Origin of the sequence: Aeromicrobium sp. Leaf272 (genome assembly GCF_001422865.1) — a bacterium.
Classification (GTDB): Bacteria; Actinomycetota; Actinomycetes; order Propionibacteriales; family Nocardioidaceae; genus Aeromicrobium.
In genome coordinates, this window is sequence record NZ_LMMY01000009.1 from 42,725 (window position 1) to 53,295 (window position 10,571).

Here is a 10,571-nt window from a genome sequence, read left to right on the forward strand (position 1 = left end):
CGGAGTCGCCGTTGTAGGCCAGCGCGACGTTCGACAGCGCCGTGGGGCCGCTCACGGTGAACTCCTCGAGGTCCTTCTGGTGGTCACCCAGCACCTCGGCGATCGTGGCGAGCTGCTTGACGTTGCCGCGCAGCTCCGAGCGGTTGTCCTTGACGAGCCCGCGCACCTCGACGAGGGCCTTGGCCAGCGCCTTCACGGTGGCCTGGAGGTCCTCGCGCTCGCCCTCGAGCACGGTGGAGACCTCCGCCGTGCTGTCGAAGAAGTCGCGGACCGCCTGGTCGTTGGTCTGGAGCAGCTGCACGAACTGGTCGACCTCGCGCATGCTGCCGAACAGCTCGTCCTTGTTGTCGGAGAGCGTCTGGCTGAGCTTGCCGAAGTTGCGCAGGGTCTCGTTGAGCTGGGTGCCCTGGCCGTCGAGCTGCGCCGCGGTGTCCTTCACCAGGTTGCTCACGGCACCGTTCCTGTTGGCGCCGTCGGGACCCAGGGCCACCGACAGGTCGTCGAGCGACTTGTAGATCTGGTCGAGCTCCACCGGCACGGCGGTGCGGTCGACGCCCAGCCGGGCGCCGTCCGCCAGCACCTGCCCACCGTCGTAGGCCGGGGCCAGCTGCACGAACCGGTCCCCCACGATCGACGGCGAGACCACGACGGCCTTGACGTCGGCCGGCAGCTTGACGTCGGCGTCGTAGGAGATCGTCGCGCGCACGGTCTCGCCGCGCGGGACGAGCCGGTCGACGGTGCCGACGGCCACGCCGAGGATGCGGACGTCGGAACCCTCGTACAGCGAGTTGGTCTGGGCGAAGTCGACCGTGATCGTGTTCTTCGCGTCGCGCTGGCCGAAGACGATCACCAGTCCCACGACGAGGACGAGGGCGACGAGCACGGTGAGGATGCGGGCGACGCCGGCGAGCCTGGTCATCCGGCACCTCCGATCTTGACGTAGGTCTCGAACCACGGACCGTTGCCCAGGGCGTTGGCGAAGACCCGCAGGAAGCCGGGCATCACGGTGAGGGCGCGGTCGAGGCTCTGCTCGTTGCGCGCCAGCATGGTCGTGACGGCGCGCAGCTGCCTGAGGGCGGGCTTGAGGTCGGCCTCCGTGTCGTCCACGAGGGCGCTGAGCTGCTCGGAGATCTCCTGCGTCGAGACGAGCAGGCGGTGGATGGCCTCGCGTCGCTCGGTGACCGCGTCGAAGAGGACCGAGGAGTCCTTCACCAGCTGGACGAGCTCGTCGTCGCGCGAGTTGATGACACCCGTGACCTTCTTGAGGTTCACCAGGAGGGTGTTGATCTGGTCGTCGCGCGCCGCGAGGTTGCGCGAGAGGTCCGAGACCCCGCGGATCGCGCCGCGGAACTCCTCGGGCGTCTGGGCGGCGACGTCGGACAAGGTCTCGAGCGCGTCGGAGATCTGGCCGACGTCGAGCGCGTCGGTGGTGGTGCTGAGGTCGGAGAAGGCCTGCACCACGTCGTACGGCGGCACCGTGCGGGACACCGGGATCGTGGTGCCCTTCTCGAGGCGGCCCGAGCCCGAGGGCGTGAGTGCCAGGAACTGCGCGCCGAGGAGGGTGCGGATGCGGATCTCCGCACCTGTCTCGCGGCCCAGCCGCGTGCCCTTGTCGACCTTGAACGTGACCTTGACCTTGTTGCCGGCGAGCTCGATGCCACGCACCTTGCCGACCGGCACGCCGGCCACGCGGACCTCGTTGCCGTCCTTGAGGCCACCGATCTCGGAGAACTCGGCGTGGTACGTGTCCCCTGCGCCGATGATCGGGAGCCGATCGGCGCGGAAGGCCGCGACGAGGAGCAGCGCGATGATCGTGAACCCGAGCAGGCCGATGATGACGGGGTTGCGTTCGCGGAAGGGCTTCATGAGGCGGCCTTCCCGTACTCGCCGTTGCCGGTGCGGCAGCGGTCGCCGCCGGCCTGGACGGCACCCAGCTCGCTGATCAGGCCGTCGAGCAGGCCGTCGAGCGGGGTTCCGGTCAGCTGGGAGACGTCGACGTTCAGCTCGCAGACGTAGAAGTTGAACAGGCTGCCGTTGGAGGCCAGGTTGCCCAGCTTCTCCATCTTGATGGGCAGGATCTGCACGGCTTCCTCGATGGTCTTGAGGTTGCGCTCGCTCGACAGGTTCTTGGTCAGGCGGCGCAGCTGCTTGACGTCGGCCGTGAGGTCGGGCCGGCCTTCCACGAGCAGGTTGGAGGTCTCGGTGGTGAGGTCGGAGATCGAGTCGAGCGAGCCGAGGATCGCCTCGCGGTCGCCCTTCAGGCCGGTGACGAACTGCTGCAGGGTGTCGATCGTGGCCGTGAGCTGCTGGTCGCGGCTGCCGATCGTGTCGAGCACGTCGGACAGGTTCACCACGACGTCGCCGATGAGCTCGTCGCGGTCGGCGAGCGTGCTGGTCAGCGACGCGGTGCGGGCCAGCAGGCTCTGCACGTTGCCGGCCTCGCCCTGCAGGGTCTGGACGATCTCGAAGGCGAACTTGTTGGTGTCCGACGGTGACAGCGCCTGGAAGACGGGCTTGAAGCCGTTGAGCAGCACGTTGAGGTCGAGTGCCTCCTCGGTGCGGTCCTGCGGGATGGTCGAGCCCGGGGCCAGGCGTGCGGTGCCGCCCTCGCCGCCCTGGAAGAGCGCCAGGTAGCGCTGGCCGACGAGGTTGCGGAACCGCAGCTGCGCGTTGGTGTCCTGGGTGAGCGGGGTCGAGGTGCGCACCGAGAAGGTGATGATGGCCTCGTCGGTGTCGTGGATCTCGACCTTCTTGATCGACCCGACGGAGACGCCGGCGATGCGGACGTCGTCGCCCTTGGCCACGCCGGTGACGTCGGAGAAGACGGCCTTGTACTCGTTGCTGCTGCCGAGGTTGGCCCCGCTGAGGGTCAGCATCAGCAGGAACGTGGCCGCACCGGTGACGGCGAAGAAGATCGACAGCTTGACGATCGCAGAGATGGACTCGCGGTCCAGAGCCTTGCTCATCGCGTCACCCCCGTCGGAAGAGCACGGTCCGGGAGCAACGCGATGAGGTGCTGGTCGTTCGCTCGCTTGCGCTCGCTCATCTCACCGTCACCTCCGTGCCACGCAGGATCGGGCTGAGCAGGAGCGACGCGGCGTCGGGGACGCGGTCGGCGTCGACACCGGCCACGGCGGCGGCCATCCGGCGCACGTCGTCACGCTGCTGGGCGCTGTCGGTGTCGGCCAGGCTGGGGTTCCAGAAGCCTGCCGAGTCGAGGTTGGCCACGGCAGCGCGCTCGAAGTCCGCCTCGCTGCCGAACTTGCCGTTGTGGCTGTTCTCGACGCCCACGAGCTTGTAGATCTCCGGAGCGACCTGGAACGGGTCGGCCTGGTTGTAGGGCCACTTGCTCGGGTCGTTGGCGTTCTTCTTGAAGACCTTGAGGTCCTCGCACACGGCGCCCAGGGTGTTGGGGAGTCGACCGTTGTCCTTGTCCGGCGCGTCGATGTACTTCACCTTGTTCGGGTCGGTCTGCTCGGTCTCGTCGAGGGTCTTGTTGTCGGGCACCACGGCGTTCTCCCCCAGCTGGTAGCCGGTGGGCTGCTCGGCGAGGAGCTCCAGGTCGATGTGCACGGTGTTGTTGCGCAGGACGCTGTTGAGCTTCGGCAGCACCGTGGCCATGCCGCCCGTGAAGCACGGGAAGGTGCTGGAGTAGTCGGCCGTGACGCTGAGCAGCTCGCGGTTCTGCTTGGCGAGCACCTCGAGGTTCTCGCCGTTGGCGTCGACGAAGTCGGTCAGCGTGTTCGCCAGCCGGGTGCCCTCGTCGAAGAACGCCGCGAGCTGCGTGCGCTTGGCGACGACCGTGTTGCCGGTGACGACCGTGTTCTTCAGCAGGCGCCCGAGGGTGGGCATCTGCGCGGCGTAGCCGTCGGAGACGGTGCCGAGCTTGGTGAGGTCGTCGACCAGCGTCGGGACGTCGGGGTTGAGTGCCGTGAGGTACTCGTTGGCGGACACGAGGGTCTCGCCGAGCTTCTCACCGCGTCCCTCGAGCGCCTGGGAGACCGCCGTGAGCGTGTACGACAGCTCGGCCGGTTCCACGGCCTGCAGCAGCGGGTAGAGGTCGTTGAGCAGCTCCTCGACCTCGATCGGCACCTCGGCGCGCTGGATCGTGTCGCCGGCCTTCAGCCGCTCGCTGCCCGCGTCGTCGGCGGGGATCAGCGCGACGTACTTCTCGCCGAACAGGGTCTTGGGCACGATCTCCGCGGTGACGTCGGCCGGCACCTGGCCGATCAGGTCGGGCTTGAGACCGAGCACGAGTCGCACGCCGCCGTCGCGCGGCTCGACGTCCTTGACCTCGCCCACGATCATGCCGCGCAGCTTGACGTCGGCGGCCTGCGGCAGGTTCAGGCCGGCCTTGCCGGTGTCGACGGTGACGTCGTCGGTGGCCACGAAGGTCTTGGAGAAGAACGCGAACGTCAGCCAGACGAAGAAGGCCATGAGGACGACGAGACCGGCCCCGAGGAGCTTCAGGCTCGTGGGACGCTCGGCGAAGGGAGTGGCAGCCATCGTCAACCTGCCAATCTGACGGTGACGGTCGTGCCCCAGATCGCCATGGAGGCGAGCAGGTCGACGACGTTGACGGCGACGATCGACGTACGGACGGCGCGGCCCACGGCCACACCCACGCCCGCGGGTCCGCCGGAGGCGTAGTAGCCGTAGTAGCAGTGGATCAGGATCACCACGACGGCGAAGATCAGCACCTTGCCGAACGACCACAGCACGTCACCTGGTGGCAGGAACGTCGAGAAGTAGTGGTCGTAGGTCCCGGTGCTCTGCCCGAGGAACTGCGTGATCGTCAATCTGGTCGCGAAGTAGGACGACAGCAGGCCGACGACGTAGAGCGGGACCACGGCGATGAGCCCGGCCAGCACGCGCGTGGTGACGAGGAACTGCATCGACGGCACGGCCATGACCTCGAGCGCGTCGACCTCCTCGGAGATCCGCATGGCGCCGAGCTGCGCGGTGAAGCCGCAGCCGACGGTCGCGGCGAGCGCGATGCCGGCGACGATCGGCGCGATCTCACGCGTGTTGAAGTAGGCCGAGACGAAGCCGGACAGTGCGGCGGTGCCGAGCTGGTCGAGCGCGGCGAAGCCCTGGATGCCGACCTCGGTGCCGGTGAAGAAGCACATGGCCACGATGACGCCGACGGTTCCGCCGATGACGGCGAGGGCGCCGGAACCGAGCGCGACCTCGGCGAGAAGCCGCAGGATCTCGCGGCTGTAGTTCTTGATCGTGAACGGGATGGCCCGCAGGACGCGCAGGTAGAACAGCAGCTGGGTGCCGAGGCCCTCCAGCGCTGCCGCGGGGCGCTCGTAGACGGCACTGATCTTCGTCGCCATGTCACATCCCCTTCGGTGGGACGAGCTGGATGTAGATGGACGACACGAAGAAGTTCACGATGAACAGCAGCAGGAAGGTGATGACGACGGCCTCGTTGACCGCGTCGCCCACGCCCTTCGGGCCGCCCTTGGCGTTCATCCCCTTGTAGGCGGCCACGATGGCCGCGATGTAGCCGAAGATGACGGCCTTCACCATGCCTTGGTACATGTCGGGCAGCTGGGCCAGCGCCGTGAACGAGGCCAGATAGGCCCCTGGTGTGCCGTCCTGCAGCACGACGTTGAACACGTAGCCACCGGCGACACCGACGATCGTCACCAGGCCGTTGAGGAAGACGGCGATGAGCATGGCGGCGAGCACGCGGGGCACGACGAGGCGCTGGATGGGGTCGATGCCCAGCACCATCATCGCGTCGAGCTCCTCGCGGATCTTGCGCGAGCCGAAGTCGGCCGCGATGGCCGAGCCGGCGGCACCGGCGATCAGCAGCGCGGTGGCGATGGGGCCGGCCTCGCGCACCACGGCCAGCACCGCGGCGGAGCCCGTGAACGACTGCGCACCGAACTGCTTGATGAGCCCGCCGACCTGGAGGGCGATGACGGCACCGAAGGGGATCGAGACCAGGGCCGTCGGCACGATCGTCACGGTGACGATGAACCAGGCCTGGGTCAGGAACTCCTTGAGCTGGAAGGGTCGCCGGAACAGCGCGACGGTGACGTCGAGCATGAAGGCGAAGAGGCCACCTGCGATCCGTGCGGGCGCCGCGATCTTGGTTGCGCTCACGCGGTGCTGCCCGGAGCGAGGCTCATGTTCTCGTCGAACGACCCGGGCGGAGGCGTGATGCCGTTGTCGCGGCACCAGGCGCCCGGCTCGCGCTGCGCGACACGGGGACGACCGTCCGACGGCTCGAGCTGGCGCGGGATGGGCGGCAGCGGCGGCATCTCGATCTCGGACTCGGCCGCGAGCTCGTCGGCGTCCTTCTCCTCGGACATGCCGATCGGACCGACGCGCTGGGCGTTGAGGAACTGCGCGACGACGGGCTCGGTGCTCGACAGCAGCATCTCGCGCGGGCCGAACATCGCCAGGTGCTTGTGGTAGAGCAGGCCGATGTTGTCGGGCACGGTGCGGGTGGAGTTGATGTCGTGCGTGACGATGAGGAACGTGGCGTCGATCTGGGCGTTCAGGTCGATGAACAGCTGGTTGATGTAGGCCGTGCGCACCGGGTCGAGGCCGGAGTCGGGCTCGTCGATGAGCAGGATCTCGGGCTCCAGCACGAGTGCGCGGGCCAGGCCGGCACGCTTGCGCATGCCGCCGGAGATCTCGCCGGGGAGCTTGTTCTCCGCACCGGCCAGGCCGACGATGTCCATCTTGTCCATGACGATCTGGCGGATCTCGGACTCGGACTTCTTGGTGTGCTCGCGCAGCGGGAAGGCGCAGTTGTCGTAGAGGTCCATGGAGCCGAACATGGCGCCGTCCTGGAACAGCACGCCGAACAGCTTGCGGATCTCGTAGAGGTCCTTCTCCTTGCACGTCGCGATGTCGACGCCCTCGATCCAGATGTGGCCCTCGTCAGGCTTCAGCAGACCGATCAGCGTCTTGAGGAACACCGACTTGCCCGTGCCGGACGGACCGAGCATCACGGAGATCTCACCCGCGGGGAGGGTCAACGAGACGTCGCCCCAGATCAGCTGCGAGCCGAAGCTCTTCGTCAGGTTCTCGACCTTGACCTCGACGCCCACGGACCCCTCCTCCACTCCAGCTCGGCCGGTCCCCGTACCGGGCCCGCAGTCGATGTGACCCGGGCCACCCAGCCTAACGAATTTCGGGCGACTCGGTTACGAGTTCGCTCCGTCATGATGACCCGCGAGTAACGTGTCGCAGGTCTCAGAGACCGTACCCCATGCAACTGCGAGTCACAAAGGTGGCCTCGGTCACGTCCCCGACCCTGCCGTTCGGCCCGTCAGCGGAGCGCGACGGCCGCTCAGGCGATCGGCGCGCCGCCGCCTCCGGACACGACGAGACCCCCGCCGACCCGGTCGGAACCGGGTCTGCGGGGGTCTGCGTCGACGTCACGTGGACGTCAGGCTGACAGCCAGGTCACTTGAGCGTGACGGTGGCGCCGGCGGCCTCGAGGGCCTCCTTGGCCTTCTCGGCGGCATCCTTGGCGACCTTCTCCAGGACGGGCTTCGGAGCGCCCTCGACGAGGTCCTTGGCCTCCTTCAGGCCGAGGCTCGTGAGACCGCGCACCTCCTTGATGACCTGGATCTTCTTGTCGCCGGCCGACTCGAGGACGACGTCGAACTCGTCCTGCTCGGCGGCGTCGCCACCGGCGTCGCCACCGGCGGCAGCGGGGGCCGCAGCGGCCACGGCCACGGGGGCAGCGGCGGTGACCTCGAAGGTCTCCTCGAAGGCCTTCACGAACTCGGAGAGCTCGATGAGGGTCAGTTCCTTGAATGCGTCGAGCAGCTCGTCGGTGCTGAGCTTCGCCATGATGTGGCGTCCTTTCGTTGGTGAGACCCCGAGGGGGTCCCGATCAGATCGGGCGTTCAGCCCTCGGTGGAGTCGGTCTCGGCGGGAGCCTCGACCTCGGGTGCCGCCTCGGCCGCGGGGGCCTCGGCAGCAGTGTCGGTGGAAGCGTCGGCGGGAGCCTCTTCGGCCTTCTTCGCCTCGAGGGCCGCCACGAGGCGGGCCGTCTGGGCGAGCGGGGCGTTGAAGAGGGACGCGGCGTTCTGAAGGCTGCCCTTCATGGCGCCAGCGAGCTTGGCGAGGAGGACCTCGCGCGACTCGAGGTCCGCCAGCTTCTTGACCTCGTCGGCATCGAGCGACTTCCCGTCGAGGAAGCCTCCCTTGATGACGAGGGTGGTGTTCGCCTTCGCGAAGTCACGCAGACCCTTGGCGGCCTCGACGACGTCGCCCTTGATGAAGGCGATGGCGGTCGGGCCGGTGAGCAGGTCGTCCGACAGGTCGACCCCGGCCTCCTTGGCCGCGATCCTCGTCAGCGTGTTCTTGGCGACGGCATAGCTCGCACCCTCACCGAGCGAGCGCCGCAGTTCCTGCAGCTGCTTCACGGTGAGACCGCGGTACTCGGTGAGGACGATGCCGTCGGAGTCGCGCAGGCTCTGCGTGAGCTCGGCGACGGCAGCAACCTTGTCCGGGCTTGCCATGGGTCTCCTTCTGGTGGTCGTTGCCTCGACCGACGCACGCGCTGCGGTGCACGTCGTCGGGAGGTCCTGACGGACCCACCTCTGAAGGACACCTGCGCGGGCCGCCTCGTTCGAGGCACTTCGCGGGACCCTTGCGGGACCCGGCCAGCGGTCTTCGGCGTGGTCAGTCTACGCACGAGCCCCCGCCGCACCAAATCGGTGCGACGGGGGCTCGTGTGGAGCGCTGGTCGAGCGGCGTCACCCGGCAGGTGCCGGGCGGGCTCGATCGAGCTCAGGCACCGCCCATCTGGGAGAGGTCGACGTCGGAGATCTGGTCCTTCGCCGGCGCCTCGATGGTGACGTCCTCGCCCCACTTGGTGTAGTCCATGGTCATCTTCGTGCCCGCGACGTCCATCAGGATGCGACGCGGCAGGTTGTCCGGGCCGATGTACATCGTGTAGGTGAGGGTCTCCGGGACCTGGGCGGCGTCCTGGCCCGGAGCACCCATCTGCTCGGTGAGCTTGCTGGAGTCCACGGTGACGACGTACGGGGTGGCCTCGACGCCGTCGAGCTTCTCGGCGTCGCCCTTCTGCTCGAAGCCGGTGACCGCTTCCTGCATCTGCTCGATCTGCTTGGAGGGATCGACGCTGTCGAGCAGGCTGCCGTACTGCTCGCCCAGCGGGTTGCTCTTGTCGTTCAGATCGATCTTGGCGAACTTGTTCTGCGACATCGAGCCCATGTTCATGTAGAGGACGCCGTCGATGAGGCGCATCTCCATCTCGCCCTGGGCGCCGAGCGTCATGGTCATGCTCATGGCGGAGTCGGCGGCGGTCTTGCCGGTCGACACGTCGCCGGAGGCCTTGATGTCCTGGCCGCCGACGCCGAACGCCATCTCGACGTGGCTGGTCTTGGCGTCCTGCTGGGCCTTCGTCACCTCCGTGAAGAAGTTCTCCTGGGTGAGCTCGGTGTCGGCCTTCTCGCCGACCGAGGACGTGTCACCCTTGGCGCTGGAGGAGTCGTCACCGCCGCAGGCGGCGAGGCCGAGGCCGGCGGTCAGGACGATGGCCACCGCGGCGGCGGACTTCTTGAGGCGCAGGTTCATGTTTGGATCATACCTCTCACTTCGCCCGAGTCGGCGTCCGGTCGGCCAATTCCGGACGTCCGTCCGGCGACGGGCGAAGCTCGCCGCGCCGGCGGACCGCGCCGGGACGCGCCAGGTGTGACATGGTCGAGCGAAGCGATCGAGGAGGTCCGGTGAGCACCGTCGTCGGGGGAACGATCGAGCAGCAGGAGCTCGAGCTGGAGCGCTACGCCGTGCTCACCGAGCCCGTGGGTCGCGACCTGCAGGCGCTCGTCGACCTCGTGGCGCAGGCGTGCGACGTCCCCAGCGCGGCCATCAACATCATCACGCGCAGCCAGCAGCACCAGATCGTCGCGACGGCCGGCATCGAGCCGTCCGTCTGCTCCCGGTCGGACTCCATGTGTGCCGCCGTGATGGCCGAGACCGGGAACGTGGTCGTGCCCGACGCGACGCAGGACGAGCGGTTCCGCACCAACCCCTTCGTCACCGGCGACATCGGGGCCGTGCGCTTCTACGCGTCGGCGCCGTTGGTCACGCCCGACGACGTGCACCTCGGCCGGTTGTGCCTGTTCGACGAGACCGCTCGCACCCTGACGCCCGCTCAGGAGGTCTCGCTGCGCACCGTGGCCGGGCAGGTGATGGACGTCCTCGAGCTGCGCCTGCGCACCCGCGAGCTGGAGCGGGCCAACCACCACCTGGCGCTCTTCGCGGGCCAGGTCAGCCACGACCTGCGCAGCCCGCTCACCGCCATCCTCGCCAACGCCGAGCTGCTCGAGACCGAGCCCGTGGTGGTCACCCACGACGACCTCGGCGCCGTCGTGCGCGCCGTGTCGGAGGCGGGCCGGCGGATGAACCGCATGATCGAGGAGATGCTCGACTTCGCGGTCCGCGGTGGTCGGCTGTCGCTCGTCGACACCCCACTGGAGCACGTGTTCACGCTGGCCCTCGCGGACCTGGAGCCGGTCGTGCGCCGCGGTGGCGCGACGATCACCGTCGAGTCGCTGCCCACCGTG

Annotated in this window: 11 protein-coding genes; 1 reads left to right on the top strand and 10 read right to left on the bottom strand. The window is 68.3% G+C overall.

The features are described from left to right. The 10 genes from ASF38_RS01700 to ASF38_RS01745 all read right to left on the bottom strand — a co-directional run. Positions 1–919 (bottom strand): MCE family protein (locus ASF38_RS01700; protein ID WP_082480230.1); only part of this gene is annotated, 919 nt, incomplete at its 3' end. Continuing rightward, positions 916–1,866 (bottom strand): MCE family protein, encoded by a 951-nt coding sequence (locus ASF38_RS01705; RefSeq protein ID WP_055964215.1) that lies wholly within the window; start codon positions 1,864–1,866, stop codon positions 916–918. The genes ASF38_RS01700 and ASF38_RS01705, both read right to left, overlap by 4 nt. Beyond that, the gene (locus ASF38_RS01710) at positions 1,863–2,966 is read right to left on the bottom strand and encodes an MCE family protein (protein ID WP_055964213.1); all 1,104 of its coding nucleotides are present in this window, start codon (positions 2,964–2,966) and stop codon (positions 1,863–1,865) included. The genes ASF38_RS01705 and ASF38_RS01710 overlap by 4 nt, the downstream gene beginning before the upstream one ends. Positions 2,967–3,042: 76 nt before the next feature. Further along, complete coding sequence (locus ASF38_RS01715) at positions 3,043–4,506, bottom strand: MCE family protein (protein ID WP_055964211.1); 1,464 nt, start codon at positions 4,504–4,506, stop codon at positions 3,043–3,045. A gap of 2 nt (positions 4,507–4,508) precedes the next feature. Further along, positions 4,509–5,339 carry an ABC transporter permease gene (locus ASF38_RS01720; RefSeq protein ID WP_055964208.1) on the bottom strand — a complete coding sequence of 277 codons (831 nt, stop codon included), beginning with the start codon at positions 5,337–5,339 and terminating at the stop codon, positions 4,509–4,511. Position 5,340: 1 nt separating this feature from the next. After that, the gene (locus ASF38_RS01725) at positions 5,341–6,060 is read right to left on the bottom strand and encodes an ABC transporter permease (RefSeq protein WP_082480398.1); all 720 of its coding nucleotides are present in this window, start codon (positions 6,058–6,060) and stop codon (positions 5,341–5,343) included. Between the two features lie 53 nt (positions 6,061–6,113). Beyond that, positions 6,114–7,073: an ABC transporter ATP-binding protein gene (locus tag ASF38_RS01730; protein ID WP_055966233.1), complete on the bottom strand. Its 960-nt coding sequence runs from the start codon at positions 7,071–7,073 to the stop codon at positions 6,114–6,116. Positions 7,074–7,431: 358 nt separating this feature from the next. After that, positions 7,432–7,824 (bottom strand): 50S ribosomal protein L7/L12, encoded by a 393-nt coding sequence (gene rplL, locus ASF38_RS01735; RefSeq protein WP_055964201.1) that lies wholly within the window; start codon positions 7,822–7,824, stop codon positions 7,432–7,434. Positions 7,825–7,880: 56 nt separating this feature from the next. Continuing rightward, on the bottom strand, positions 7,881–8,498 hold the full coding sequence (rplJ, locus tag ASF38_RS01740; protein WP_056573266.1) for a 50S ribosomal protein L10: 618 nt from the start codon (positions 8,496–8,498) through the stop codon (positions 7,881–7,883). Between the two features lie 271 nt (positions 8,499–8,769). Beyond that, a complete protein-coding gene (locus tag ASF38_RS01745; RefSeq protein ID WP_055964194.1) occupies positions 8,770–9,579 on the bottom strand; it encodes a hypothetical protein in 810 nt (269 codons plus the stop codon). Between the two features lie 152 nt (positions 9,580–9,731). Here ASF38_RS01745 and ASF38_RS01750 point away from each other — a divergent pair. Next, positions 9,732–10,571: histidine kinase dimerization/phospho-acceptor domain-containing protein (locus ASF38_RS01750; RefSeq protein WP_162237278.1), on the top strand; the 840-nt coding region annotated here is incomplete at its 3' end.

Excerpts from the sequence above, each read along its gene's own strand:
- ASF38_RS01745 (WP_055964194.1), bottom strand. The coding sequence starts at position 9,579 with ATGAACCTGCGCCTCAAGAAGTCCGCCGCCGCGGTGGCCATCGTCCTG.
- ASF38_RS01705 (WP_055964215.1), bottom strand. The coding sequence starts at position 1,866 with ATGAAGCCCTTCCGCGAACGCAACCCCGTCATCATCGGCCTGCTCGGG.
- rplL (WP_055964201.1), bottom strand. The coding sequence starts at position 7,824 with ATGGCGAAGCTCAGCACCGACGAGCTGCTCGACGCATTCAAGGAACTG.
- ASF38_RS01710 (WP_055964213.1), bottom strand. The coding sequence starts at position 2,966 with ATGAGCAAGGCTCTGGACCGCGAGTCCATCTCTGCGATCGTCAAGCTG.
- ASF38_RS01720 (WP_055964208.1), bottom strand. The coding sequence starts at position 5,339 with ATGGCGACGAAGATCAGTGCCGTCTACGAGCGCCCCGCGGCAGCGCTG.
- rplJ (WP_056573266.1), bottom strand. The coding sequence starts at position 8,498 with ATGGCAAGCCCGGACAAGGTTGCTGCCGTCGCCGAGCTCACGCAGAGC.
- ASF38_RS01715 (WP_055964211.1), bottom strand. The coding sequence starts at position 4,506 with ATGGCTGCCACTCCCTTCGCCGAGCGTCCCACGAGCCTGAAGCTCCTC.
- ASF38_RS01725 (WP_082480398.1), bottom strand. The coding sequence starts at position 6,060 with ATGCTCGACGTCACCGTCGCGCTGTTCCGGCGACCCTTCCAGCTCAAG.